Annotated in this window: 25 protein-coding genes; 18 read left to right on the top strand and 7 right to left on the bottom strand. The window is 40.2% G+C overall.

The features are described 5' to 3' along the window. Positions 1-193: 193 nt before the first annotated feature. Both BM386_RS07375 and gltX read right to left on the bottom strand, forming a co-directional pair. A complete protein-coding gene (locus tag BM386_RS07375; protein ID WP_091692417.1) occupies positions 194-391 on the bottom strand; it encodes a hypothetical protein in 198 nt (65 codons plus the stop codon). An 11-nt stretch (positions 392-402) separates the two neighbouring features. Then, entirely contained in the window at positions 403-1941 is a 1539-nt protein-coding gene (gene gltX / locus BM386_RS07370) for a glutamate--tRNA ligase (RefSeq protein ID WP_091692416.1), read from the bottom strand. Positions 1942-2224: 283 nt separating this feature from the next. Here gltX and BM386_RS07365 point away from each other — a divergent pair, with 283 nt between their 5' ends. The 7 genes from BM386_RS07365 to gldJ all read left to right on the top strand — a co-directional run bounded on the left by BM386_RS07365 (position 2225) and on the right by gldJ (position 10601). Beyond that, positions 2225-3724, top strand: coding sequence for a hypothetical protein (locus tag BM386_RS07365; RefSeq protein ID WP_139235868.1), 1500 nt, complete (start codon positions 2225-2227; stop codon positions 3722-3724). A gap of 5 nt (positions 3725-3729) precedes the next feature. Beyond that, entirely contained in the window at positions 3730-4182 is a 453-nt protein-coding gene (locus tag BM386_RS07360; protein WP_091692414.1) for a hypothetical protein, read from the top strand. A gap of 146 nt (positions 4183-4328) precedes the next feature. After that, positions 4329-4634, top strand: coding sequence for a hypothetical protein (locus BM386_RS07355; protein WP_091692413.1), 306 nt, complete (start codon positions 4329-4331; stop codon positions 4632-4634). Continuing rightward, positions 4622-5044, top strand: a complete 423-nt coding sequence (locus BM386_RS07350) for a hypothetical protein (protein WP_091692412.1) — start codon at positions 4622-4624, stop codon at positions 5042-5044. Before BM386_RS07355 ends, BM386_RS07350 begins: the two co-directional genes overlap by 13 nt. A gap of 24 nt (positions 5045-5068) precedes the next feature. After that, positions 5069-5530, top strand: a complete 462-nt coding sequence (locus tag BM386_RS07345) for a hypothetical protein (RefSeq protein WP_139235867.1) — start codon at positions 5069-5071, stop codon at positions 5528-5530. A gap of 313 nt (positions 5531-5843) precedes the next feature. Continuing rightward, positions 5844-9197, top strand: coding sequence for a transcription-repair coupling factor (gene mfd / locus BM386_RS07340; protein ID WP_091692410.1), 3354 nt, complete (start codon positions 5844-5846; stop codon positions 9195-9197). 177 nt (positions 9198-9374) lie between these two features. Next, on the top strand, positions 9375-10601 hold the full coding sequence (gene gldJ, locus BM386_RS07335) for a gliding motility lipoprotein GldJ (protein ID WP_091692409.1): 1227 nt from the start codon (positions 9375-9377) through the stop codon (positions 10599-10601). 293 nt (positions 10602-10894) lie between these two features. Here the strand turns inward: gldJ and BM386_RS07330 are convergent, their stop codons facing one another. After that, the gene (locus tag BM386_RS07330) at positions 10895-11494 is read right to left on the bottom strand and encodes a DUF1684 domain-containing protein (RefSeq protein ID WP_091692408.1); all 600 of its coding nucleotides are present in this window, start codon (positions 11492-11494) and stop codon (positions 10895-10897) included. Between the two features lie 204 nt (positions 11495-11698). Here BM386_RS07330 and BM386_RS07325 point away from each other — a divergent pair, with 204 nt between their 5' ends. From BM386_RS07325 to BM386_RS07315, 3 genes are all read left to right on the top strand, one after another. Beyond that, entirely contained in the window at positions 11699-12688 is a 990-nt protein-coding gene (locus tag BM386_RS07325; protein WP_091692407.1) for an SH3 domain-containing protein, read from the top strand. Between the two features lie 212 nt (positions 12689-12900). Further along, positions 12901-13461 (top strand): type 1 glutamine amidotransferase domain-containing protein, encoded by a 561-nt coding sequence (locus tag BM386_RS07320; protein ID WP_091692406.1) that lies wholly within the window; start codon positions 12901-12903, stop codon positions 13459-13461. A 178-nt stretch (positions 13462-13639) separates the two neighbouring features. Further along, positions 13640-15517 (top strand): mucoidy inhibitor MuiA family protein, encoded by a 1878-nt coding sequence (locus BM386_RS07315; RefSeq protein ID WP_091692405.1) that lies wholly within the window; start codon positions 13640-13642, stop codon positions 15515-15517. A 38-nt stretch (positions 15518-15555) separates the two neighbouring features. Here the strand turns inward: BM386_RS07315 and BM386_RS07310 are convergent, their stop codons facing one another. The 3 genes from BM386_RS07310 to BM386_RS07300 are packed head-to-tail and all read right to left on the bottom strand — an operon-like array spanning position 15556 to position 16964. Then, positions 15556-16068 carry a hypothetical protein gene (locus tag BM386_RS07310; protein ID WP_091692404.1) on the bottom strand — a complete coding sequence of 171 codons (513 nt, stop codon included), beginning with the start codon at positions 16066-16068 and terminating at the stop codon, positions 15556-15558. A 46-nt stretch (positions 16069-16114) separates the two neighbouring features. Next, positions 16115-16402, bottom strand: a complete 288-nt coding sequence (locus BM386_RS07305; protein ID WP_211482891.1) for a winged helix-turn-helix domain-containing protein — start codon at positions 16400-16402, stop codon at positions 16115-16117. Then, on the bottom strand, positions 16389-16964 hold the full coding sequence (locus BM386_RS07300) for a hypothetical protein (RefSeq protein WP_139235866.1): 576 nt from the start codon (positions 16962-16964) through the stop codon (positions 16389-16391). The genes BM386_RS07305 and BM386_RS07300 overlap by 14 nt, the downstream gene beginning before the upstream one ends. Positions 16965-17166: 202 nt before the next feature. Between BM386_RS07300 and BM386_RS07295 the strand changes: the two genes are divergently transcribed. From BM386_RS07295 to BM386_RS07280, 4 genes are all read left to right on the top strand, one after another. Then, positions 17167-17619: a DUF1569 domain-containing protein gene (locus BM386_RS07295; RefSeq protein ID WP_091692401.1), complete on the top strand. Its 453-nt coding sequence runs from the start codon at positions 17167-17169 to the stop codon at positions 17617-17619. Continuing rightward, a complete protein-coding gene (locus tag BM386_RS07290) occupies positions 17616-17984 on the top strand; it encodes a VOC family protein (RefSeq protein ID WP_091692400.1) in 369 nt (122 codons plus the stop codon). Before BM386_RS07295 ends, BM386_RS07290 begins: the two co-directional genes overlap by 4 nt. A 104-nt stretch (positions 17985-18088) precedes the next feature. Continuing rightward, entirely contained in the window at positions 18089-18700 is a 612-nt protein-coding gene (locus tag BM386_RS07285) for an energy transducer TonB (RefSeq protein WP_091692399.1), read from the top strand. 166 nt (positions 18701-18866) lie between these two features. Continuing rightward, a complete protein-coding gene (locus tag BM386_RS07280) occupies positions 18867-19325 on the top strand; it encodes a copper resistance protein NlpE (RefSeq protein WP_091692878.1) in 459 nt (152 codons plus the stop codon). Between the two features lie 2 nt (positions 19326-19327). Here the strand turns inward: BM386_RS07280 and BM386_RS07275 are convergent, their stop codons facing one another. After that, positions 19328-20260, bottom strand: coding sequence for a hydrogen peroxide-inducible genes activator (locus BM386_RS07275; protein ID WP_091692398.1), 933 nt, complete (start codon positions 20258-20260; stop codon positions 19328-19330). A gap of 203 nt (positions 20261-20463) precedes the next feature. Between BM386_RS07275 and BM386_RS07270 the strand changes: the two genes are divergently transcribed. The 4 genes from BM386_RS07270 to BM386_RS07255 all read left to right on the top strand — a co-directional run bounded on the left by BM386_RS07270 (position 20464) and on the right by BM386_RS07255 (position 25597). Then, complete coding sequence (locus tag BM386_RS07270; protein WP_244545475.1) at positions 20464-20847, top strand: MarR family winged helix-turn-helix transcriptional regulator; 384 nt, start codon at positions 20464-20466, stop codon at positions 20845-20847. A gap of 1 nt (position 20848) precedes the next feature. Further along, positions 20849-21268, top strand: a complete 420-nt coding sequence (locus BM386_RS07265) for an organic hydroperoxide resistance protein (RefSeq protein WP_170857056.1) — start codon at positions 20849-20851, stop codon at positions 21266-21268. A gap of 407 nt (positions 21269-21675) precedes the next feature. Continuing rightward, positions 21676-23064, top strand: a complete 1389-nt coding sequence (locus tag BM386_RS07260; RefSeq protein WP_091692396.1) for a dipeptidase — start codon at positions 21676-21678, stop codon at positions 23062-23064. 46 nt (positions 23065-23110) lie between these two features. Further along, positions 23111-25597 (top strand): protein-disulfide reductase DsbD family protein, encoded by a 2487-nt coding sequence (locus BM386_RS07255; RefSeq protein ID WP_244545474.1) that lies wholly within the window; start codon positions 23111-23113, stop codon positions 25595-25597. Positions 25598-25611 lie beyond the last annotated feature (14 nt).

Raw genomic sequence — 25611 nt, 5'->3', positions numbered from 1 at the left:
GGATAAGTTGAGAAATTAGATCTAAGAGCCAAGAATCAAGAGCCTTCTGGCAAGCATTAAAGGTGTAAGAATAAATGCTAAACGATATCTTTAATTAATAGTTGGGGCTCCCATCTATTCTTAATAGCAGTTGAAATTCCAAAACAAAAGAGCCCCAACTGGAGCTCTTTGGATTCTGGAGTGAAAGGGGTTGTTACTTTTTTTTGTCCTTCAGGTCTAGGTCATCTCTATCCTTGAGCTTTTTGTCTTCCACATTTTTATTGAGAAACTCATTGATTTTATCAATTGAAAAGGAGGAGGAGATCTCACCAAAGGAATTTATGTTCATCTTGAAGCCGTTCAAATCTTCATGAACTTTAGGGTCTTCGTTTTTCTTTTTCTTCTTAGTCATAGCTTGTGTTTTTAGCTGATTACATCCAAAGTAGCTAACGAAAATCTAATCCGTTTGGCTACTTCTTCTGGTCCTAAAATAGCAAAAATCTCCATCAAATCCGGTCCAGCACCTACACCTGTTACCGCAAGGCGAACTGCCTGCATTACTTTACCAAGCTTAATTTCCTTTGCTTCGGCAGTTTCTCCCAGCATTGCTTTGGCAGTTTCTGCATCATAGGTTCCTGAAAAACCTTCCAGGGTCTCTGCATAAGCTGTCAGAACTGTCACTGCGTCAGCATTCCATCGTTTGCCAGCCACATCCTGATCAAACTCGGTAGGAGCGATTACCACGAATTTACTTCCTTGCCAAATTTCCGAAGGGAAGGTCACGCGCTCTTTCATCAAAGCAACTAGAGCCTCTGCTGTGTCCTGAAGGATAATTTCCCCTTCTTTGGAAGCATCAGCAATCACATGCGGCGCTAATTCTGCATTTGATTTAGCTCTCAAATACTGCTCATTGAACCATTTTGCTTTCGCAATGTCAAACTTGGTTCCTGACTTGCCTATTCGTTCTACCGAGAAAGCTTCGATCAATTCCTCCAAAGAGAAGATTTCGCGGTCGTCTCCAGGATTCCAACCGAGGAAAGCCAAGAAGTTTAGGAATGCATCCGGTAAATAGCCGGATTCTCTAAATCCAGATGCTGTTTCCCCATCTAATTTATTCTCCCAATTCAGAGGGAATACTGGAAACCCTAACTTATCGCCATCACGCTTGGAAAGCTTCCCGTTTCCATCAGGCTTTAGCAAAAGAGGTAAGTGGGCAAATTCAGGCATGGTATCTTCCCAGCCAAAAAACTTGTATAGCAATACATGCAGTGGAGCAGATGGAAGCCATTCCTCACCGCGGATCACATGGGTAATATTCATCAAGTGATCATCCACGATATTTGCAAGGTGGTAAGTTGGCATCCCGTCAGATTTCATCAAAACCTTGTCGTCCAGTGTAGCAGATTGAACCATCACCCAACCACGGATCATGTCATTCAATCGCACTTCTTCTTTGCGTGGTATTTTCACCCGGATCACGTAAGGTTCGCCGGATGCCAATCTTGCTTTGACTTCTTCATCAGGAAGTGTCAGCGAGTTTTTCATCTGAGTTCTAGTGATGCTGTTGTATTGCGGTTGTACCACTCGCGCAGCGGTCAATCGCTCACGCATGGCCTCCAATTCCTCAGAGGTGTCGAATGCGTAATAAGCATGCCCGGCTTCTACCAAGTCAAGTGCGTATTGCATGTAGCTTGGCTTACGCTCAGATTGGCGGTAAGGCGCAGAGTCACCTGGGTTCCATGGGCTTTCGTCAGGAGAAATGCCTAGCCATTCCAACGATTCCTGAATGTAGGCTTCTGCACCAGGCACGAAGCGGGTTTGATCCGTATCCTCTATTCTCAGAAGGAACTTGCCGCCCCTTTTGCGGGCAAAAAGGTAATTATAAAGCGCTGTACGAACACCGCCGATATGCAACGGCCCCGTCGGTGATGGGGCAAATCTTACGCGAACTTCTCTACTCATAGAATTATATGTCAATACCCTCCCTTTAATGTTGAGGGCGTATTTTGATTTAATGATCGGGGGACAAAGATAAGGAAATGTAGTGGAAGCGGAGATGATTGAAGAAAACAAGAAATCGGTATTCTATAGAATTAGTAAAAGCGAGTTAAAAAACATAAATTTTATTTGAAGATATTGGATTTTAACCATTTCATTCAGAAATTAAAGCAGGTTTTTATAGGCTAACTAAACTGATTTTTATGAAACACATTTTACTCTCTCCCTCAGCAAAAATCTGGATAGATTGCGTTTTCCGAGATTTCTGATCTTAATGATCGCTGTAAATTTTATAATCACTTCCTGCGTAAATGAAGAAAATGATATTCCAATTGGCGAGATAAGTGAAAACACAGAGGTTGTCTTAGTTAAAGATTGGTTTGACAAAAACAAATCTAAACTCAGACTGCCTGAGCAGGGAGTCAACTTCCGGACCGAATCCCAGGAATTGATTCTTCCTTTTTTAGAGAAGGAACCTGACTGGGACAAGTTTCACCATTACTATTTCCCGGATGGGCGGGAAGTTTTTGAAATCAATCTGGATAATGCCGAATTCTATATTCCCTCTTTATCTCAGGATGAAAATACCCTGGAAAGCGGAGCGATTCAAAATATCATGTTTGTAAAAGATCCTGTAGAAGAGCGTTTTGATCCCTTGATTGTTCGCTACTTTCCAGATGATGTGAATTCAAACAGGGATTTTAACGATCTCTATTATTTGGGCATCGATGAGAAATGGAGTGGGTGGATTGATCTCTTTTCCTACGATGAGCATCATCTGATAGGATTTCGGATTGAGCAGGGGACAAAGGTCTCTTCTAGAACGCTATCGCAGGAAAGCCAATTAGGAACAGATTCATCTAGTGCAAAGATGGTTTATGAATGTACTGAGACCACTACAGACTGGTATCAGGTCACGACTGTGGGAGGTAGTAGTTCTCCACCAAAGTATCTTGACACTACCTTTTCTAAGGTATGTGAATGGGTGAATGTAGGGGGAGGTATTTCATCAGGAAGTGGAGGAAGTGGAGGAGGCGGTGGAGGACCCTCGCAATATACGCCACCAACGCTCCCTTCACCTAATCTAAGAATTGAGAAACATAAAAGCTTTAAAGACAATGAAAAGCTAATGTGTATTTTAGGAAAACTTGAGTTAACACAATTTGTGAAAAACTTGGCAATTATTGGAGAAACATCTGTTTCTAGAAATGTAGTGTTATCAGTAGGAAAAACAATAGATCCTAAAGCCGCCGCAGAAACGAATGACTTTTATGGCTTTAATAATATAGTTATAACTATTAACTCGACCCAATTAAATAGAGGGTCACTTGAAATTGCTCATACTATATTGCACGAAATAATCCATGCGGAACTATATGTGGCAATTGGCAATAAAAAGGGCACCGCAATTGATGCAAATTTCGAATACAATTTCAATAAGTATGTTGAATTATACTACAAGGAGTATGGTGATGCAGACGTACATCACAATTATATGGCTGAAAAAATAGTAGATAGAATGTCTGATGTTTTAAAGTTAATCCATCCCTATTTGGGTAAACAGGAATTTTTAAATGACCCCGAAGTCAAAAAAGCTTATCCACATGGGTTACCTCCCGATTTTTATAAAGGTATGGCGTGGAATGGTTTGAAATGGACTGATAAGTGGAGGTATGATTTACCAGAAAGATACTCTATGGAGAAATATCAGAGTTTTGCAGCCAATTTCAATGAAACATGTAAATAGCAATTATGAGACTCAATATTTTACTATGGACTGTTGTGTTGTTTGCTTCTTGCAACGGGCAAAAGGTTGAAGATGAAATAGAAAATTCTATCGATACTGATAAGAAAGAATTGGTGATTATCTTTAATAGATTGGAACCAAATACAGTCTTTCATGACAGATCATCCGACGGTGTTGAAAGCTTTCAATATATGAGAGAAGGTTTTTATGACCCAAATCTGCATATCAGAGTTTCTCATGATATTGACTTCCGAAAAAAGGTAATTACCCGTAAGGATTTAGATAGCAAGATCGTCTGGTTCGATCAAGAGATGGGATATACTGATTGGTTTCACCTAAGTAGCCTTGAGACTTACTTTATTATTTATGAAGACGATTATTTAGTGAAAGGTTCTTTGGATCCAGACTACGAATTTAAAGTTTATGAGGTTAGCATTAGTACTGGTGGGATAATGTGATTCATCGAAATATATATGAGCTAGTTCATGGGGTAATATATGCTGCACTTAAAGCGAATGGAGAAACGCCTTTGGATGGGGATTTTGCTGAAAATCTCAATAACTATGTCAATATTTATTACGCCACATAAATATCTCCACATAATATGCAGCATAAATATATGGCAGAGAATCTGATGGGTGAAATGGGCGAAGCGCTAATGAATATTCACAAATATCAGTTCCCGGAAGATTATCAATCTTTGAACAGTTATGTGAAAAGGAATGGCGATTATCCAAATGGGGTCACTGTGGAGTTTTATAAAAATATGTTTTGGGGTGGGTTTAACAAAACTTTTGCTTATGCGCAGATGAAGGCAATCAAGACAAGTTCTCCAATTGCTTCACCATATGATAAATATTACAGGGATAATTATACTGCAGGTTTTTTGAAAAAGTTATGTGGAAATTGATCTTAATTATACCGTTCTGGTTTCTACCTCAACCTCCTACTCCTGACTTTGTAGTGTTAATCGTGAATAATTGTCAGCTTGCTAAGTATGTAGAAAGAGGTGAAAATCCAAAAAGGTTCTTTATTGTGCTGGATTATAGAGATACTAGGGGATTGGTTACTCTTGGTCATGATTATATATATCCTGAAGATAAGCCCTCCACCATGACTATGAGCTATCGCGAAATACTACAGGGTAATCCGATGTTTACTTCAGATATCAATAATTTACTATCATGGGCAAAATTGAAAACAAATAAAAAAAAGATATTTATTCTTCTCTCAAGTGACTATTGTTCCGGAAAGCGTTTTGTGTCAAGTCAATCATTTACATTATATGAAGTAAAGATAGGGCTAGAGCTTATTGAGTGATCTGGCAGAAACGTTGACAAAGCCATGTGGACAATAATATTAATTTTAATGCAATTTTCGGTTAGTATTAGTAAGGTTGACAATAGCGTTTATGTCATTATTGATGATAGCAAAAGTTGGGAAGAAAAAAGTGTTTCAAATTCGGATTCAACTTTTTTTTATCTTTCAAACGATAAAGTTTGCTGTGTTCCTCCTTACTATTTCTCACCTTATGATAGCGATACACTGGCAAAAGTTAGTTTATTCCATGGTAGCTTAGATCCAGATGTGATTTTATCAAAAACTGTCACGTGGGGAAGTGTTATAAACTCTTCACCTTTCTATTCTTCCAAATTAAATTACCATGATTGGGTTAGGATAGAATCTTCTAGACGGAATGTATTTATAATACATCCTAAGGACTATAGTACTGACCAAGAATTCTTAGATAAAAATAGACTTAAGGTTTATAACGTAAAAATCCATGCAATTCAAATGGAAGAATAATAACATGTCAAAAACACTGAAGAAGAAATGTGGAAATTAGCCTTATTTATTTTTCTCTCAAGTGACTATTCCTCAGGAAACGTTTTGTGTCAAATCAATCATTTACGCTACATGAAGTAAAGATTGGGAGAGCTTGAAGAGTAAATAGGTTACTTTTTTTTCTGTGCAACTCCCGTCAAGTCTAGTTTCTTTAATTCTGAACTCTTATTGCCTTCCCGTGTTACTTAGCAGGGAAAAAAAGCAAGAATGAAAATCAGGAATTCATAAAGCGCTAACTTTGTCCCACCAACCTAAGTATTAAAACCACACGCTTTTGGATCGTCAAGACTTTCTTTCCATTTACCAATCAGACCCAATTTTTCAGACTATCGCTCATGAAATTTCAAATGGCGATAAGCTTTCATACCAGATCAAGGGATTGTCAGGGAGTTTGGATATGGTATTATTTTCAGCGCTGTTTCAGACAAAAGGAGGTTTTCATCTTATCGTTGCCCAAGACAAAGAAGAAGCTGCTTATCTCAATTCGGATCTTCAGAATCTCCTGAACACCGAAGAGCATATGATCTTCCCTTCCAGTTTCAAGCGTGCCTATCAGTACGAGGAAATAGACAATGCCAATGTCCTGATGCGTTCGGAGATTCTAAATCTTGTACTGGAGGAGAAAGGCAAATCACGCATTATTATTACCTATCCTGAAGCCATTTATGAGCGGGTGATCAACAAACGCTCACTTCTGGAGAATACCTTTTCGGCCAAAGTTGGGGAGCAAGTTGATATGGAGTTTGTCTCTGAAATCCTCGCTAGCTATGATTTTGAGCGTACGGAGTTTGTCTATGAGCCCGGACAATTTGCCATACGCGGCGGGATTTTGGATGTTTTTTCATTTTCCAATGAAAACCCATACCGCTTGGAGCTTTTTGGAAAAGAGATAGAAAGCATCCGCACCTTTGATCCCGAATCACAGCTCTCTATTGCCAGTGTAGATCAAATCTCATTGATTCCAAACGTGCAAACCAAGCTTTTGCAGGAAGTAAGGCAGTCATTTTTGGGCTTTTTGCCGGAGCAAACGATCGTCTGGATTAAGGATTATCAGCTGACGCTGGATGTGATGGACGAGTGTTTTCACAAGGCTTCACTCGCTTTTGACCAAATCGTCAAAAAAACCAATAATACAAAAACAGTACTCGGTCCTTCTGATTTATTTGACAAAGGAGCTGACTTTGCGACAACATCGGCCAATTTCTCACGGGTAGAATTTGGGAAGCAATTTTACCTGAAAAATGCCAAACAATCCACATGGGAATCTCAGCCTCAGGCTTCTTTCAATAAGAATTTTGACTTATTAGTTACCCAACTTTCTGAGAATGAAAAGAAAGGTTTTGTCAACATTCTGACTGCGGAAAATGCAAAGCAAATCGATAGACTACTTGGGATTTTCAAAGAATTAGACCCGACCTTGCAGGTGCAAAGTATGCTTCTTGGCTTGCGTGAGGGCTTTGATGATAAGCAATCAAAAATAGCCTGTTTCACAGATCATCAGCTTTTTGAGCGTTTTCATCGCTACAAGACCCGTGACAAAGCCAGTAAATCAAAAGCGCTTACGATTAAAGAGCTGAAAGCGCTGCATCCCGGTGACTACATCGTTCATGTGGATTATGGAGTAGGCCGATTTGCTGGATTGGAAAAAGTGGACGTCGCAGGCAAAATGCAGGAAGCCGTTCGTTTGATTTTTAGAGATGATGACTTGCTATATGTGAACATTCACTCCTTGCACAAAATTTCAAAGTTTTCGGGGCAGGAAGGCATCGTTCCGGCCATGTCAAAGCTGGGTTCTCCAGACTGGGAAAACAAGAAATCCAGGGCCAAGAAGCAGGTAAAAGACATTGCAAAAGATTTGATCGCCCTGTATGCCAAACGTAGATCTGCGGCGGGATTTGCTTTCCACCAGGATTCGGTATTGCAAATTGAATTGGAGTCTTCCTTTATCTATGAGGATACACCCGATCAGGCTGCTGCCACCCAAGATGTGAAGTCAGATATGGAAAAGTCCTATCCAATGGATCGCTTGGTTTGCGGAGATGTGGGATTTGGGAAAACCGAGGTTGCAATCCGTGCGGCTTTCAAAGCAGTAAATGATAGAAAGCAGGTTGCCATTTTGGTTCCGACGACCATTCTGGCTATGCAGCATTACCAGACCTTCAGCGAACGATTGGATAATTTCCCTGTGAAAGTCGAATACATCAACCGATTTCGTACTGCTAAAGAAATCAAGGAAATCATCGCTCAGGTGAAAACCGGCGAGATTGATATCCTCGTAGGTACCCATAGAATCGTCAATAAGGACATTGAGTTTAAGGACTTGGGGCTTCTGGTGATTGATGAGGAGCAGAAGTTTGGGGTGAAAGTGAAAGATCAGTTAAAGAATCTGCGTTTAAATGTGGATGTCTTGACTTTAACTGCCACGCCGATACCGAGAACCTTGCACTTTTCCCTGATGGGAGCAAGAGATTTGTCCGTGATCGCTACTCCTCCGCCAAACCGACAGCCGGTGACTACGGAGGTTCAGACCTTCCAGGAAGAAGTGATTCGGGATGCAGTTTCTTATGAATTGAGAAGAGGTGGGCAGGTTTTCTTTGTTCACAATCGTGTGGGGGAAATTGATTCCATAGCCAATTTGATCATGAAATTGGTCCCTGATGCCCGGGTAGTTGGAGCTCACGGTCAGATGGATGGGAAAAAACTGGAAAAAGTCATGGTGGATTTTATCCATCACGAGTACGATGTGCTGGTTTCTACCAATATCATTGAGTCAGGACTCGATATACCGAATGCGAATACGATTATAATTAACCGTGCGCACATGTTTGGAATGAGTGATTTGCACCAGATGCGAGGTCGTGTCGGGCGAAGTAACAAGAAGGCATTTTGCTATTTGCTCACACAACCCATGTCCGGTTTGACAGCTGAGGCTAGGAAGCGGATGCAGACACTGGAAGAATTCTCTGATTTGGGAGATGGTTTCAAAGTGGCTATGAAGGACTTGGATATTCGTGGAGCTGGAAACTTATTAGGAGCGGAGCAAAGCGGATTTATCACTGATCTGGGCTTTGAGATGTACCACAAAATCCTCGATGAAGCTGTTCAGGAACTGAAGGAAAATGAATTTGCAGCTTTATTCGAGACGGATCTCACAGAAAAGGTAAAAGTGCTTGTGCAAGATTGTACGATTGAGACAGATTTGGAATTATTAATACCTGAAGAGTACGTTGGGAACATCAGTGAGCGTCTGGGGCTTTATTCTAAACTTGATGCAATCAAGGATGAGGAAGAGTTGACTAGATTCTCGACTATGCTGCTGGATCGATTCGGCCCATTGCCGGAATCTGTACAAGATTTGATGGAAACTGTACGCCTGAGATGGAAAGCCGAAAAACTTGGTATTGAGAAACTTGTCTTGAAGGGAGGGTTGATGAAGTGCCATTTACTTCCTTCGACCCGAGATGATTATTATTCCTCAGATATTTTCCAAAAAATTATGCGATTTGCACAGATGAATAGTAAATTTTGCAAAATAAAGGAGTACAAAAACCGTTTGATTCTTACATTATCGAATGTTTCTACGATTTCAAAGGCTCAGATTAAGCTGAAAGAGATGAATGAAGCATGATTTTAAAATAATTTAGTGGCATAAAAATTGCAGATTTGGCTACCGAATTTGTTGAATTTCTGGGATTTTGGCTGTTTTTTGTCAAAAGGAATCCAAGTACTTCAACTCAAATCATTGCAAGTGCTTTACATTGCAATTATATTAGCACACTGAAAAAGACCTAAAACAATTAGAAATATGCGTCTGAGTAACAAATCTTGGGGAATGTGGGTAGCAGCTTTGGCAATAGTCGGAAGCTCTATTTTAACCTCATGTAACAAAACTCCTGGGTACGGCAGAAGAACTGCAAGTAAGCCTGGTAAAAAAAGTGCTACCACCGGAGCAGAATTCAGTTTTGATGAAAATGATTCTACTCAATTTTTTGTAGCAAAAAATGCCGAGCAAATCCCAGGGCCAAATCTGAAATTTATCCAAGGCGGTAGAGCTGTGCTAGGCTCTCAGGAAGAGGATGTGATGGCTTTCCGTGATAATCAGGAAAGAACTGTTACCCTTGCCAACTTCTATCTGGATGAAACAGAAGTTTCCAATAACGATTATCGGGAGTTTCTTTTCAATATGAAGAAAAAGGTGAGTGCAGATTCACTTCTTAAACTCGAGCCAAAGGATAATGTATGGGCAGGTGGTGAAATGTCGTTCAATGACATGTACCAATCCTATTATTTCAGATTTCCAGGCTTTAATTTCTACCCAGTAGCAGGAGTTTCTTGGGTTCAAGCGAACGCATACTCCAAATGGAGAACTGAATATGTTCAGGAAATAATCAGAGAAGACAGGGGAATCGATTCTTCGTTTACCAAAAGTCAACTGGTAGAAAGAGGAGTGGCACTAGCTGACTATAGACTTCCTACTGAAGCTGAATGGGAATACGCTGCTAAAGCGATGATTGGTACTCAATATTTGGATGAAAATCAGGAATATGGCCGTATCTACCCATGGGATGGTAGAGGTGTTCGTAATCCTTACAATGTAAAAAGAAAAGGTAAGCAAGGTGATATGCTTGCCAACTTCAAAAGAGGCAGAGGTGATTATGGAGGAATTGCCGGAGGAGAATCAAATGATGGCGATATTATCCCAACCAATGTTTATAATTATGCTCCAAATGATTTCGGACTATATAACATGGCTGGAAACATGAACGAGTGGGTTCAGGATATTTACCGTCCACTTTCTTACCAAGACATGGATGACCTCAATCCAATTAGAAATAATGGGACAGATGATGAAGAGGATACGTATATGACTTCTATGCTCACAGATGAGCTTAGAGTATATAAAGGAGGATCTTGGAGAGATGTAGCTTACTGGCTAGCTCCTGGTACCAGAAGATTTATGCACCAAGATTCTGCTACCAACCATATTGGTTTCAGATGTGCGATGATCTCAATTGGAGAAAAAGGAAACTAAGAATTATCAATAGCATCGAAGCCCCAGCAAGTTAGTTGTTGGGGCTTTTTTTATGTGTGCGATGTTTGCTCAACTAGATTTGGGAAGTCCTTTAAGGATATTTATAGAAATCGCCAACCTCTAGCCAGAACCTGGAATGTAAATCGGTGAGATATCTTGAAAGCCATCGAGATTAAGTAAGCTTGAGAACTATCTATCGATAACTCAATCCCGACCAAACCTATCTGATGGACGAAACTTCCAGGATGAATCTGATGAATATTATTGTCTTATGAGAAAGCAAATAATCACCTTTATTTCATTCTCACGCCCGCTTCTATCTTCACAGGCAAATCATTCTCTTTTGGCGGAATAGGGCAAGCATACCCAGCCGCATAGGCGCAATAGGGATTGTATGCTTTGTTGAAATCCAATTCAATTGTGTTTCCTTCAGGAATACTCAAGCCCATATATCTTCCACCTCCATAAGTGTCAGTTCCGTTGGTTAGATCAGTAAAAGGCAAAAAGAGGTAGTCCTTGTATTTTTCCTGGGTTCTCAACTGATGACTTTGATAGATATGGAGCTGATATTCTTTTCCACCGAATTCAAATGTCGCAACCCCATAGATGTCATAGTCTTTTAGTGAGTTTGCAGTAGTTTTCATTTGAAAAAAGCTTTGCGGAGGCAATTTTTCGAATTTTGCAATCACATGATATTTTTTATTGATTGGGTAGAAATCATGTCCTTTGAATTCATCCTGCTCTTTTTTAGTAAGCGGAGACTCCTTAGGGTTTTTAAATTCCTCGTTCAGTTCATGCTGAAATTCCAGTATAGTGGCTTGGTAATTATTTTGGGCAATCAGGCCATGCGAAAGGCCGATAAGTAGTAGCGAGAAAATTACAATTGCTTTCATAATGAGTTAAAGATGGAAAATATATTTCATTCAACTATTAAGCAAGAATCGGCATTTGGGAAATTAAGGAATAAGGAGTTCCAAACCATATGCAGCTATTACTATAGTTACTATGAAATGAAAATTATCATTCCTTCATTTTCGAAGCTTGCGTAAATCTGCTTAACTTAAAGATCTGATTTTTAACTTTTAACCCTATTAATCATGGAAAGCAAACATGGATTTTTGAAAATGAGTATTGCTGAATTTATTCCTTGGATCCAGTCTCAGCGTATTGCACGAACCATTATCACGGTGCAGCAGCATCATACCTGGAGTCCTAACTATACTCATTTCAATGGAAGAAATCATTTTGACAGACAATTGGCCATGAAGAATCATCATGTTCGAAACAACGGCTGGAGTGATATAGGACAACATTTCACCAGTTTCCCGGATGGTACTATTGTTACAGGCAGATCGTTGGAAGCTACACCAGCATGTATTTTTGGAGCTAATCGAGATTCCATATGTATAGAGCATCTGGGTAATTTTGATACCGACGGTGACTCCATGACCAACGAACATAGAATGGCCATAGTCCAAATGACAGCTGCGCTTTGTGATAAATTCAGACTACCTATCAATACAATTAGCATTATATATCACCATTGGTACGAGTTAAGTACTGGGAAAAGAAACAATGGTACTGGAGGTAACAAATCCTGTCCAGGCACGGCATTTTTTGGAGGAAATAAACCCCAGGACTGCGAGACTTATTTTCTCCCGATGGTTGCTCAGGCGATCCCAGGCTTTCACCCTACAGATGCTCCTCCTTCCATCATACACTATGTAGCTGTCACAGCTTCTTCGCTTAATGTGCGAACGGCACCAAACGGCTCTGCTTCGAAAGCTTCGGATAGAGAAGCTGCCCAGCTTGGCGCTATTCTGAGGATTTATGAGGAAGCAAATGGCTGGTTGAAAATTTCCAATAGCCAATCTCACTGGGTATATGGCCGATATACTACCGAGGTAAAACGGGCCACAGTCAATGCCAATGTGCTACGTGTAAGAAGTGGGCCTGGCACGGGGTTCCCTATTGTGGACAACTTGATGAAATCCGAAGAAGTATTCATTTCTAAAGAATCTGACGGCTGGTGTAAAATGAGTTTGGAAGAAAAATGGCTGAGCAAAAGCTATTTGGATTTCAAGTAGTGAGTTGAATCACCACTTTAAGCTCTTCCCGAATATTTGCTTAAGTTTCTCAAATCGTGGAATAAGTCCAATCATTTAAAAACCACAATCCCGCCTATCTTACACTCAGGCGGGATTCTTTTTTTGGAACAGTCTTGGTGAATTTATAAATGCTTCCAAACAGAAGCTACTTTCTCCATATGAAAGTATTTGCCAACTAAACCACTAAAATCATGAGTTTATTAAAAGATGTAAGAGTCGCTATTCTTGCGACTAACGGATTTGAAGAATCAGAATTGACAGAACCTAAGCGAGCCCTTGAAAAAGAAGGCGCAGAAGTAGTAATTATATCTCCTGAAAATGATCAAATAAAAGGTTGGAAAAATGGCGATTGGAGTGATTCAATCAAAGTAGATGCACGAGTGGATCAAGTGAGTGCCTCTGACTTTGATGCCTTGTTGCTTCCAGGAGGAGTGATTAACCCAGATTTGTTAAGAAGAGATATGACCTCAGTGAATTTCGTCAAGAGCTTTTTCGAAGACCACAAGCCAGTGGCAGCCATCTGTCATGGCCCGCAGATGCTCATAGAAGCTGAAGTTACAAATGGTCGCACGTTGACTTCCTTTGCATCGGTCAGAAAGGACTTAGAAAATTCAGGTGCACATTGGGTAGATGAAGAGGTGGTGGTAGATAGTGGCCTAGTCACCTCCCGAAGTCCGAAAGATTTGCCTGCCTTTAATAAGAAGATGGTGGAGGAATTCCGGGAAGGAAAACACGCTGGACAAACTGCTTGATAAGCAAGAAGCCCGATTAACTAGTTTAACCGGGCTTTTTACTTGAATTGTCTCACCTACTTTTCGTTGAAAGCGGATAGAGAAACTGATTTTTTTGATTGCTTAACTTAGTGAAGTTGAACTCGGGATTTCGTTTCTCGTTAAATTTTTACTTCCTTAAAAGTTCAACCCACAATTCATGCAAAAACTACCTTTTTTACTCGCACTTTGTCTTGTGTCTTTTTTTAGTTTCTCCCAAGAAATCAAAGAATCGACCTTTGAGTCAGAGATCCAAGAAGTCACCGTTTTCCTATCAGGAGCCCAAGTCTTTGAAACTTCCAACGGTCAGATTTCAGCCGGTGAATCATTCATTTTGATTAAGGGCCTTTCTCCCTATGTGGATGAAAAAAGTATTCAGGTCAAAGGTATGGGTGATTTTACGATCCAGGCAGTCAACAAACGTTTGGATTATTTATCTGAGCAAAAAGTGGGAGAAAAAGTAAAAACGCTTCAGGATTCTATTTTGGCTATCCAGAGAAATCAAAGTATAGAAATGGCACGACTGGATGTGCTGAAAGAAAAAACCAGTTTGCTGAATGCTAACAAAAATATTGGAGGGACGCAAAATGGGTCAAGCTTGACAGAGTTAAAGCAAGCAATGGACTTTTACGACGAAGAATTTATGAAAATAAAGGCTGAGGAATTGAAAATCCAAGCTAATATTCAGAAGGAAAATGATGAGATGAATAAGCTTAGCAATCAGATTGCGGCCATGCAAGAATCGGCAAATGAATCCACTTCAGAAATCAGAATACGGGTGAAAGCTGAACGGGCTGGAACAGCTAAGTTGGAAATCAATTACCTAGTTGCAAATGCAGGCTGGTATCCAAAATATGATGTCCGAGTGAAAAATGTGAGTTCTCCTCTTTCGCTGACCTACAAAGCAGAAGTATATCAAAATACCGGTGTGGACTGGAAAAATGTCAAACTCAGATTTTCAAATGGTAATCCTAATCAAGGCGGGCAGATTCCTGATTTAGAAAAGTGGGAATTGAATTTCGCCAGATTGACCACCTTCAATCCCAGGACTCAAAACTTCGGCTCAGTTTCTGGCCGAATCACAAGTGCAGCAGATGGTGAAGCGATTCCAGGAGCGACAGTAATGGTGAGAGGTACCACGATTGGAACTGTTACTGATATTGATGGGAATTATTCCTTGACCTTACCTTCTGGAGCGAGTCAGCTGAATGCCTCCTTTATAGGATATCAACCTAGAGACATAGCGATCAATTCATCTAGAATAAATATTTCCCTTGACGAAAGTACAAATATGTTGGAGGAAGTAGTTGTCGTCGGTTATGGCGCTCAACAAAAGAAATCTATCACTGGGTCTAATATAAAAATAAGAGGAATGAGTTCGGCGGAAGTAAGTGAAGCACCTGCACTGCAAACTTCGGTGGTCGAGAATCAAACCACTGTCGAAATCGAAGTTTCAGAGCCTTACTCGATCAAATCGAATGGAGAGAAAACTCTGGTTGACTTGAAGAATTACCAAGTGGATGCTTCGTATAGATACTCGGTGGTTCCTAAACTTGATAATGATGCGTTTTTAATCGCAGAAATTGCCGATTGGAGTCAATACAGTTTGTTGGAAGGAGAAAGTAATTTATACTTTGAAGATGGATTTGTTGGCAGGTCAATACTGAACGGTTCATCACTTCAGGACACCTTGGAAATATCCATGGGGCGAGACAGAAGCATTGTGATCCAGCGGGAGAAAAATGACGAGTTCTCCAAAAAGCGGGCGATAGGATCAAACATTACTGAGAGTCGAGAGTATAAAATCACGGTGAAAAACAATAAGTCTCAGGCAGTGACAATCAACGTGGAAGACCAAATACCAGTTTCTGTCAATTCTGATATTAGCGTAGAAGCTTTAGGCCTCTCAGGAGGAAAACTAGACCCTCAGACTGGAATTGTGACTTGGGAAATAACCCTGCAGCCTGGAGCTCAGCAGGAACTCAAACTGCAATATGAAGTCAAATACCCTAAGCGGGAAAAAGTGATTTTGGATTAAATAAAATAGGCTCAAAATCAATTTTGAGCCTATTTTATTTAGTTTATCTTTTCCAGAGTCATCTCAAAGAATTGGTACCAGGTTCCTGCTTTGTTGATTTCTCCGATTTCAAACCATTGACCTTTTTCATTGACGCGCATGATATAGCGGATAAAATCCGTGGGATACCAATAATATGCTCCATTAATTAACTCCGATTTGAAAGTGCCCTTTTGCCCCGAAGGAAGAAAAGATTGAAAATCATATTGATTACTTTCATTTTGGGATGTGATGATTGCCATTGCTTCCTGAACGGTTTTTCCATTTGATACCCCTTTTCCTTCTACTAAAATTGCGGTGGAGTCTAGTTTGAACTGTACATTTTCAGTTTGATCAAATGTGTGTTTGTTCATGTCCTGACCCATCATCCAGCCTGTTCCTTTCCATTTTCCTGTGAGAAAGTTCAGTTTTATTACCTCTTGCTTTGCCTTAGTGTCGGTTTCGTAATTTTGGGCTCCTGCCTTGAATATTACCTGAACAAAAAGGAATACTAATACTAATAGCTTTTTCATAATTATGTAAATTGGTTTATGGTATAAACTAAAGAATCAAATTTTTTTAAGTGATGTAATTTTTAAGATTTTCCACATAGCTCTCAAAAGCCTTGATTCCCTTTTGAGTTATGGAGCAGGTAGTAAGCGGACGCCTTCCTTTGAATGACTTTGAAATACTGATGTACTCAGCTTTGTCTAGTTTATCTAACTGCACGCTTAGATTTCCAGCAGTGGACTCAGTTTTCTCTTTGAGAAATGTGAATTCAGCAGACTCTACGCTAATCAATAGTGACATGACAGCCAAACGTAATTGAGAATGTAAAAGAGGGTCTAAAGGCTTAAACGCGCTCACGATAAGTGTTTTTTAAGTAATAACCAGGCACAAGATATCCCAAAACCATGGCAATGCCAGCAACCAAGTACTGATCTGATACCGAAACGAGGAATGCTATAATAGCTGCAATCGCCAATAGCAATCCGCCAACCTTCACTATTGAAACCTTAATAATGCTTCCCGTAGCAAACATACCCACCGCTGCCAATAACAAAATGACTGGATTGTGATTGAATCTTAGGATAGGCATAAACCCGAGGACAATAAGGATGGCTATAAAAATCCCTATCCAGATTTGATTTAAGATCAGATCTAAGTGTGTTCTGAAGTTGGCTTTATTTCTTTTTTGATAGCTCCAGTAGAAGCTAATGAAGGATGCTGGGATGACTGTAATCCATATGTAATAAGGGTGTTCATACCCGACTTTCTCAAGTGTATAATGGCCGAGATTGCATAGGGCAATTACCCATCCCCAAAGTAGAAGATGAAAGCTTCCATCTCCCGCAGCTTCTTTTTTCACCTTTGCAATCATATCTGTGATGATCGCTAAGGACTCCGAACTTGTTAATTCTTTTTCCATGATTTTGTGCTTTTCCTGATTCAACGATTCAAATGTAAATAAGTTTATAATATAAACCATAATAATTTTAAGGTATTGATAATTAGGGATTTGATTATGTTGTTTCCAGTGATATTTGGCTAAAATAAATTTCTGACTCTGTGAAAATTCGTTTTTGGCTTCATTTGCTTATCTTGATTATTCAACCAGCTGAAGCTAAGCCATGAAGAATATTTTTCATCCTCAGATAGTCCAAGAATTGATCGAAAGGATAAATGAGCTGACTCCAGAGACTACGCCTCGATGGGGAATTATGCGTGTAGATCAAATGATGGCCCATTGCTGTGTGGCCTATGAGATGGCATATACTGACATGCACCCCAAGCCAAATGCCTTTATGCGTTTCTTATTGAAAACCTTTGTGAAAAAGGGTGTTGTAAATGAAAAGCCCTACCCGAGAAATGCCAGAACTGCACCTGCTTTTATTATTGCCGAGCGCAGAGACTTTGAGACTGAAAAAGATCGACTGATTGGCTTTTTAGAGAAAACCAGAGATTTGGGTATTCCTTATTTTGAAGGCAAGGAATCATTATCCTTTGGCCCCCTAACTGCTGAGGAATGGAATAGTCTTTTCTATAAGCATCTTGATCACCATTTAACACAATTCGGCGTATGATTCATCCAGCTAAATCTATCCGTACTTTTATAGGTTCCAAAAATTACCAGGAAAGTATTCGTTTCTATCAGGTATTGGGTTTTGAAGTAAAACCTCTTGATCCTAAGATGTCACTAGTTAGAGTCACAGATACGCTAGCCTTTTATTTGCAAGATTACTATTCAAAGCCTTGGTGTGAAAACACCATGATTTTCCTGGAAATAGAAGAGGATCTTGAGTCGTATTGGGAAGCTATTAAAGTTTTAGGCTTGCCCGATAAGTTTCCCGGGACTAAACTGAGCAAAATCGTAAAGAAGGATTGGGGCAATGAATTTTTTCTTCACGATCCTGCCGGTATTCTTTGGCATTTTGGGGTGTTTAAGTGAGTATTCCTGTTTGATAACTAAGTTGTTGGAACATTTTTATGCCTAGACCGTTTACAGTCAGTAAGTTGTATTCTTCAACTTTAACCCTTTAACCTAAATTCATCATGAAAAAGTTACCTGGATTGTTTTTGCTTTTATTCCTCTTCAGCATAACTAGCACATTTGCTCAGACTTCGGATTCTCGTAAAGAGATGAATCAGCTGCTCTCAAAGAATTTAAAATATCCTACAGAATTGCGTCAAACTGAAACTGAAGGCCTGGTGGTAGTTTCTATCGCTATGGATTCCCGAGGCATTATGACAGGAGATTATGAGATTTTATCGGGTGATTTGGCATTTGAGGAGGAAGTATCAAGGACGCTTAACTTGCTGAGAGAAAACTGGGATCCATCTTACTTGGAAGGAAAAACTTACGGTGAAGAATATTTAATGAGCTTTGATTTCAAATTATCCAAAGGCGCTGGTTTTCCGCCAAATCCTTTTTTGACATCATTTCAGAAAAAGGCTGAGGTTTCACCCTTAGACGCAGTGAGCCAAGCTTTGGCAGAAAACCCCTTTTCTCCAAAACTATATAAGAATAGAGCGGAAATTCTGAGTAATGAAGGTCTGAACCTTCGCGCGGAGATGGATTTGAATCAAGCTGAATTTTTAGAGAATAGAATGTTAACTGAAGTTGTGATTGTAGGTTACCTGTCCCAGGGGCCAAAATCACTTTAGATTAGTTAGCATTTGAAGGCGGAAAAAGAGGGCTTTAGTCCTCTTTTTGTGATTAAATAGCATGAGATTTCATTTCTGCTTTTTTCAAAAAAAGCTCTAAAATTTATTCAAAATATTAGTTTCGGTTTAATTCTTGATGTTTCAGGCTAATCAGACTATCATTTTCATGAACAGAATCCGTATCGTAATAGGTCTATTTGCTTTATCTGCTATCCTTATTTCCTGCTCCAAACCTGAACAGAAAACAGAAGTCGAGGAAGAGCTTGTCCTAGAGGAACCCATCGTTTATACATCAGACAATTCCGCTACTTCTCTTGATTGGAATGGCACCTATAAAGGTACCGTACCCTGCGCGAGCTGTGAGGGAATTGAAACAGTTCTGACACTCAATAAAGATCTAACTTATGTGTTGTCAACACATTACTTTGGGCGAAATGATGCGCTAGAGGAAGATGATATGGGGAATTTTACCTGGGATGAAACCGGATCTATCATCACGCTAGAAAAAGTCAGCAATGGGCCAACGCAATATAAAGTTGGAGAGAATAAGCTTTGGCAACTCGATATGGAGGGCAATATGATCACTGGAGACCTGGCAGATCATTACATTCTTACCAAACAGTAAGCTTATTTAAACCTGACGATTTTTCCATGTGCCTTGGACGTCATATGCTTCGGGATGGAGTCAGTGATTTCTTTGTAAAGGAGCTCTACTAATTTTTGTTTAAGAAAACTTCGATTGAGTATTATACTTACTTCCCGGGTAGGAGATACACCGTCAAATGGCCTAAGCCGCGATTTTTCTTCTTCGGAAAGTTCCAAAGTAGCTAATTCAGGTAAAAGCGTTACTCCTTTGTATCGGTTCACCATATTTTTCAAGCCTTCCAGCGAGCCACTTTCATAGTGGAAATTCTTAGGTCCGCTCAAGCTTTGGTCACAAAGATTTAATACCTGATCCCTAAAGCAATGTCCTTGCTGTAACACCCAGAAATCTTCCTTTATTACTTTTTCAGGCTGGAAAAAAGACTCATCGAGTAGGGGATGATCCTTGGATAGATACGCAAAAAACTTTTCATAAAACATCGGCTTTTCCACGATTCCAGCCTCATCCAAAGGAGTAACTATAATACCAAGATCTAACTCATCGTTCTTCAGCTTTTTCACCACATCCTCCGTTACCATTTCCTGCACTTCTAGCTTTACATGCGGGTATTTTTCGAGGAAATTCCGGATAAAAAGATGCAACAAATAGGGGGCAAGCGTAGGGATAATTCCCAGCTTAATCACGCCTGAAATATCACCTTTCATATCGGCTACTAATTCAAAAATTCCCTTACTCTCCGAAACGACCTTCTTGGCTTGTTTGATTATATGTACGCCCATTTCAGTTGGGATCACTGGCATTTTACTCCGATCAAAAAGGATTACCCCTAAGTCTCGCTCTAGCTTGCTGAGCTGCGCACTCAAGGTAGGTTGAGTCACGAAACAGCTTTCTGCGGCGTGGCCAAAATGTCTGTGCTTATCTACAGCTATTAGGTATTCCAGTTGTTGTATCGTCATAAAGATGGGCTTCTGTGAATCAAAAGTAAAAATTTCCCAAAAGAGTTTCTTCTTCTACACTAGATTCCGGTGGATATCAATTATCTCATCATGAAAAGTTTCCACTTTTAAGATTATACGGTTAAATTGTATAAAACCTAAAGTATAAACTAATGTCTCCAATTCATCAGCTTTCACTCTCTCTATATTCCAGTTCAAGGTTAATGATTCAATTCATTCAAAATTCCTTGAATGAATTGAATTTGACCTATCCGCAATTTCTTGTTCTCAGTATTCTCTGGGAGGAAGATGGGTTGAGGGTCAATGAAATCGGGAAGCGCTTATACCTGGATTCCGGTACTTTGACTCCATTGTTGAAAAAACTGGAAGCAATGAATTTTGTAAAAAGACAGAGAGGAGAAGCTGATGAAAGAACGGTACATGTTGAATTGACTTATCCGGGGAAGTCACTCCAATCGAAAGTACAGGAAGAAATAAGCCTATTAAATGGGAAATTCAAGGAAGCTTCGGAATTAAATATAGCTGAGCTAAACCAAATTCTTCAAGAGATGTTAATAACTATTGAAACACTAAAACAAATCAACTAAGATGAAAAAACTGAATGTCGATTATACAGCAGTAGCCATTAATACAGGTGGAAGAAAAGGTCATGTTAAAACAGATGATGGTTTAATTGATTTTGATGTAGCCATGCCGAAGGAAATTGGGGGTGAAGGAGGAAAAACCAATCCTGAGCAGTTATTCGCGGCCGGGTATGCAGCATGTTTTGGAGGAGCTTTGGGAGCTGTAGCTGGCAAGACAAGTTTACGTGATTCCGAGATCACAGCTAACGTTCATTTAGGAAATTATGGTCCTGGAGATTTTGGATTGGCAGTGGATATTCATGTGAAAATTCCGCATGCAGCGTCTTTGGAAGAAGCTCAAAAATTGGTAGATGCAGCTCATGAAGTTTGCCCTTATTCTAAAGCAACCAGAGGCAATATTGAGGTGAATGTGAAAGCGATCTGAGGAAAATTGTCTTCATGGCATTAGTGGTAAAGCCATTTTCACCACAAACAAAGTCCACAATGCACTTTAAAGCTATGATTTCTATGATTCTATGTGGTTTAAAATTTTTGACCACATAGAATCATAGGTTTCAGAGTCGAGAATTCATACCTAATCTTAATGGTACGAGCAGTCCTAACATTGATGCCTTTATGACTTTTGTGATAAAATCATTTTATAGCACAAACAAAGAGCACAAAGCTTTTTACAGCTGTCTTTTCTATGATTCTATGTGGTTTGATTTTTTTTGTAAACTCACCAGGTTCTCTCGTTCTTACTGTCTTCTTTACTGACAATTACATTTTTAAAATAGGCATTTCAGGCTGAAAAGGATAATTTTGAAGCTGTACTAAATAATCCCCAGATATATGGCTGTTAATGATTTTATCCGTGACAACAAAGATCGATTTCTTAATGAATTATTGGATTTGCTCCGCATTCCGTCGGTAAGTGCCGATCCCAAATTTAAAGATGATGTTTTTGCGGCAGCTAATTTTGTAAAGGAAAGTCTAGAAAAAGCAGGTGCTGACGTAGTGGAAATCTGCCAGACGAAAGGGTATCCAATTGTTTACGGAGAGAAAATCATTGATCCTGCTTTACAGACAGTTTTGGTGTACGGGCATTATGATGTGCAGCCTGCTGATCCTTATGAGCTTTGGGATTCTCCACCTTTTGAGCCAGTGATCAAAAAGACAAAAATACATCCGGAAGGAGCAATTTTCGCCCGTGGATCAGCAGATGACAAAGGACAGTTTTACATGTATGTGAAAGCTTTTGAAGCGATGATGGCTTCTGGTGATTTGCCTTGCAACGTTAAATTCATGATCGAAGGAGAAGAGGAAGTCGGCTCTGACAACCTGGACAAATTCGTAATCGAAAATAAAGAGAAACTGAAAGCTGACGTCATTTTGATTTCTGATACGCACATGATTTCCATGCAAGATCCTTCCATCACGGTCGGTCTACGAGGTATGGCTTACATGGAGGTGGAAGTAACCGGGTCCAATCGAGACCTTCACTCAGGTACATACGGAGGAGCTGTTGCCAACCCAATTAATGTGCTTTGTGATATGATTGCTTCTATGCAGGATGAGAACAAACACATTACAATTCCAGGTTTCTACGACAAAGTGCAGGAGTTGACGGCTGTGCAAAGAGAGCGTCTGAACGAAGCTCCTTTTGATCTAAATGAGTACAAAGAGAAATTGGACATTGATGATGTTCATGGAGAAAATGGTTTCACGACGATCGAGCGAGTAGGGATCCGTCCTACGCTGGATGTCAATGGAATCTGGGGTGGATATATTGGCGAAGGAGCAAAAACTGTTTTGCCGTCCAAAGCTCATGCAAAGATTTCCATGCGTTTAGTGCCTGATCAGGACTGGAGAGAAATCGCTGAGTTGTTCGAAAATCATTTTAAATCCATCGCTCCAAAATCCGTGAAGGTGAAAGTGAAAGCTCATCATGGTGGCGCACCGGCAGTCGTTTCCGATTCGTCTATTGGATACAAGGCAGCTGAGGCAGCTATGGAGGAGACTTTTGGTAAAAGACCAATTCCTACCCGTGAAGGTGGATCTATTCCTATCGTTGCTTTGTTCCAAAAGGAACTAGGTTCTGATCCGATATTGTTTGGTTTTGGACTGGACACAGATGCGCTGCATTCGCCGAATGAGCATTATGGCGTGAAAAATTACTTTATTGGAATAGAAACTATCGCGGCATTCTTCCGTCAGTTTAGAAAACTAAGCGAAAAATAAACCCACCTATTGCCCCCAATTCTCAATTCATTTCTTTTCCAACTTCATGACTAAAGCCAAAGGAAAATCAGGAAAACTACTGCTACTGGCATTGCTTTTCTTCAGTTTCTACGCCCAAGCACAGATTATCGCTCCACCAAAATGGACTGTTTCCATCGAGCCAAAAAATCTTGTTCAAGGTGAAGAAGCGACTTTGGTCTTCGAGGCCCAAATTCCAATTGGCTGGTACATATATGCCAATGATTTTAATCCGGATTTAGGTCCGATTTTGGCAACTTTGAAGCTGGATAATCCAGCGGGTTATGAGTTAAAAGGTGGCTTCACGGCTATTGACCCCAAGACAAAGTACGAGGATATCTGGGAAGGAGACGTCAAATATTTCATTGGGAAAGGGCGGTTTGAGCAATCTTTTGTACCTAAATCTACTTCAGGAAAAATCTCAGGAACACTGGAATATCAGATGTGTTCTGATGTAACTGGTCAGTGTGTCAATTATGATGAAGAGATTGAGGTAGCTTTTACAGCAAAGCAAGAAACAAACACTCCAGTTTTTGGAGAAGCAGGACAACAGGAATCAGCAGAACTAGGGATTGTAGCTCCACCAAAATGGACGATTTCCCTCGAGCCTAGCCCTGTGCATAGTGATGAAGCTACTCTGGTGTTCGATGCACAAATTCCAATTGGCTGGTATATCTATGCCAATGATTTTGATCCGAAGCTCGGTCCAATTTTGGCAAATTTGAAGCTGGATAATCCAGCGGGTTATGAGTTAAAAGGAGGCTTTACGGCTATTGACCCCAAGACAAAGTACGAGGATATCTGGGAAGGTGACGTTAAATACTTCATAGGAAAAGGGAGGTTTGAGCAAGCAATCCTCCTAAAAGCTGATTCCGGTACTATTCAAGGTACTGTGGAATATCAGATGTGTAATGATATTACCGGAAAATGCACCCCGCCTTTTGAGGAAGACTTTGAAATTCCTTTTCAATCGTCTAACTCCACAAATACTTCTGCTGACAGCGATGAAAATCTATTTAATGAGGTAGGGGAAGAGAATGCGGATTCATCCATTGAAATTGTTCCGATTCAGGAGAACGAGTCGCTACTAGGTTTTATGGTGTTGGCTTTCTTGGCTGGACTTGCGGCCTTGCTAACACCATGTGTCTTCCCTATGATTCCAATGACAGTGAGCTTCTTTACTGGACGTGCAGGAAGCAAAGCAACGGGGATTCGAAATGCCATTATTTATGGGTTGTCGATCATTGCTATTTATACGATAGCCGGTACCGCCGTAGCAGCTATCCAAGGCCCTGAGTTCGCCAATTGGCTGGCAACGCACTGGCTTCCAAATCTGTTTTTCTTTGGGATTTTCATCTTTTTCGCACTCGCTTTTCTAGGCATGTTTGAAATTACTTTGCCTTCCAGCTTTGTGAATAAAATCGATGAAAAGTCTGAAAAGGGAGGTCTGACAGGCATTTTCTTCATGGCTTTCACGTTAGTGTTGGTTTCCTTTTCTTGTACAGGCCCAATTGTGGGATCAATTTTGATCTCTTCCGCTGGAGGGGAATTGATTAAACCAATCTTAGGAATGTTTGCTTTTTCACTTGCATTCGCTATTCCATTTACCTTATTCGCCATTTTCCCGGAGTGGATGAACAGACTTCCGAAGTCAGGTGGTTGGCTGAATTCTGTGAAAGTTGTTCTGGGTTTCTTGGAACTCGCTTTAGCTTTCAAATTCCTTTCCATTGCTGATTTAGTCTACCACTGGGGAATCCTGGATCGGGATATTTTCCTGATCATCTGGATTGTGATTTTCTCAGGATTGGGACTTTATCTTTTGGGTAAAATTCGCCTTCCACATGATTCACCTATGGAAACTATAGGAGTGCCAAGACTGCTTTTGGCATTGTTCACATTCATGTTTGTGCTCTATATGATTCCCGGACTTTTTGGAGCTCCACTGAAATACCTAAGTGGCTATCTACCGCCGATGTCCACTCAGCAATTTAAAATGACTGGTGGCTTAAATACTGAAGCTGGAGAAAATATCCTTGGCGAACCTGTCAAATACGCTGATATCCCACTGGAGATCCCTCATGGAATTCAAGGTTATTTCGATTATGAGCAAGCAATGCGCGCTGCCAAAAAAGCCAATAAACCTTTGCTCATTGACTTCACTGGACACGGCTGTGTGAATTGTCGTAAGATGGAAGAAAATGTCTGGGTGGATCCTCAGGTATTAAAGCGTCTGAAAGAAGATTTTGTCATGGTGGCACTTTACATCGACGAGCGATTGGAACTTCCTGAAAGTGAATGGTACACTTCTGAATACGACAATAAGGTCAAAAAAACATTAGGAAAGCAAAACGCTGATTTTCAGATTACCCGCTTCCAAAATAATGCTCAGCCTTACTATGTGATATTGGATCATAATGAAAATCTTTTAGCCCAACCCAAAGGTTATGATACCGATATTCAGGCTTTTATTGACTATTTGGACGGAGCGAAAGAGAAATTCGAGCAATCCAATTAAAAAGTTATTGGCAG

Origin of the sequence: Algoriphagus locisalis (genome assembly GCF_900116615.1) — a bacterium.
Lineage (GTDB): Bacteria > Bacteroidota > Bacteroidia > Cytophagales > Cyclobacteriaceae > Algoriphagus > Algoriphagus locisalis.
Note: the sequence above shows the minus strand (reverse complement) of the source record. Positions and strands in the feature narration are given on the sequence as shown.

Excerpts from the sequence above, each read along its gene's own strand:
- BM386_RS07375 (WP_091692417.1), bottom strand. The coding sequence starts at position 391 with ATGACTAAGAAGAAAAAGAAAAACGAAGACCCTAAAGTTCATGAAGAT.
- gltX (WP_091692416.1), bottom strand. The coding sequence starts at position 1,941 with ATGAGTAGAGAAGTTCGCGTAAGATTTGCCCCATCACCGACGGGGCCG.
- BM386_RS07360 (WP_091692414.1), top strand. The coding sequence starts at position 3,730 with ATGAGACTCAATATTTTACTATGGACTGTTGTGTTGTTTGCTTCTTGC.
- BM386_RS07355 (WP_091692413.1), top strand. The coding sequence starts at position 4,329 with ATGCAGCATAAATATATGGCAGAGAATCTGATGGGTGAAATGGGCGAA.
- BM386_RS07350 (WP_091692412.1), top strand. The coding sequence starts at position 4,622 with ATGTGGAAATTGATCTTAATTATACCGTTCTGGTTTCTACCTCAACCT.
- BM386_RS07345 (WP_139235867.1), top strand. The coding sequence starts at position 5,069 with ATGTGGACAATAATATTAATTTTAATGCAATTTTCGGTTAGTATTAGT.
- gldJ (WP_091692409.1), top strand. The coding sequence starts at position 9,375 with ATGCGTCTGAGTAACAAATCTTGGGGAATGTGGGTAGCAGCTTTGGCA.
- BM386_RS07330 (WP_091692408.1), bottom strand. The coding sequence starts at position 11,494 with ATGAAAGCAATTGTAATTTTCTCGCTACTACTTATCGGCCTTTCGCAT.
- BM386_RS07325 (WP_091692407.1), top strand. The coding sequence starts at position 11,699 with ATGGAAAGCAAACATGGATTTTTGAAAATGAGTATTGCTGAATTTATT.
- BM386_RS07320 (WP_091692406.1), top strand. The coding sequence starts at position 12,901 with ATGAGTTTATTAAAAGATGTAAGAGTCGCTATTCTTGCGACTAACGGA.
- BM386_RS07315 (WP_091692405.1), top strand. The coding sequence starts at position 13,640 with ATGCAAAAACTACCTTTTTTACTCGCACTTTGTCTTGTGTCTTTTTTT.
- BM386_RS07310 (WP_091692404.1), bottom strand. The coding sequence starts at position 16,068 with ATGAAAAAGCTATTAGTATTAGTATTCCTTTTTGTTCAGGTAATATTC.
- BM386_RS07300 (WP_139235866.1), bottom strand. The coding sequence starts at position 16,964 with ATGGAAAAAGAATTAACAAGTTCGGAGTCCTTAGCGATCATCACAGAT.
- BM386_RS07295 (WP_091692401.1), top strand. The coding sequence starts at position 17,167 with ATGAAGAATATTTTTCATCCTCAGATAGTCCAAGAATTGATCGAAAGG.
- BM386_RS07290 (WP_091692400.1), top strand. The coding sequence starts at position 17,616 with ATGATTCATCCAGCTAAATCTATCCGTACTTTTATAGGTTCCAAAAAT.
- BM386_RS07285 (WP_091692399.1), top strand. The coding sequence starts at position 18,089 with ATGAAAAAGTTACCTGGATTGTTTTTGCTTTTATTCCTCTTCAGCATA.
- BM386_RS07280 (WP_091692878.1), top strand. The coding sequence starts at position 18,867 with ATGAACAGAATCCGTATCGTAATAGGTCTATTTGCTTTATCTGCTATC.
- BM386_RS07275 (WP_091692398.1), bottom strand. The coding sequence starts at position 20,260 with ATGACGATACAACAACTGGAATACCTAATAGCTGTAGATAAGCACAGA.
- BM386_RS07270 (WP_244545475.1), top strand. The coding sequence starts at position 20,464 with ATGATTCAATTCATTCAAAATTCCTTGAATGAATTGAATTTGACCTAT.
- BM386_RS07265 (WP_170857056.1), top strand. The coding sequence starts at position 20,849 with ATGAAAAAACTGAATGTCGATTATACAGCAGTAGCCATTAATACAGGT.
- BM386_RS07260 (WP_091692396.1), top strand. The coding sequence starts at position 21,676 with ATGGCTGTTAATGATTTTATCCGTGACAACAAAGATCGATTTCTTAAT.
- BM386_RS07255 (WP_244545474.1), top strand. The coding sequence starts at position 23,111 with ATGACTAAAGCCAAAGGAAAATCAGGAAAACTACTGCTACTGGCATTG.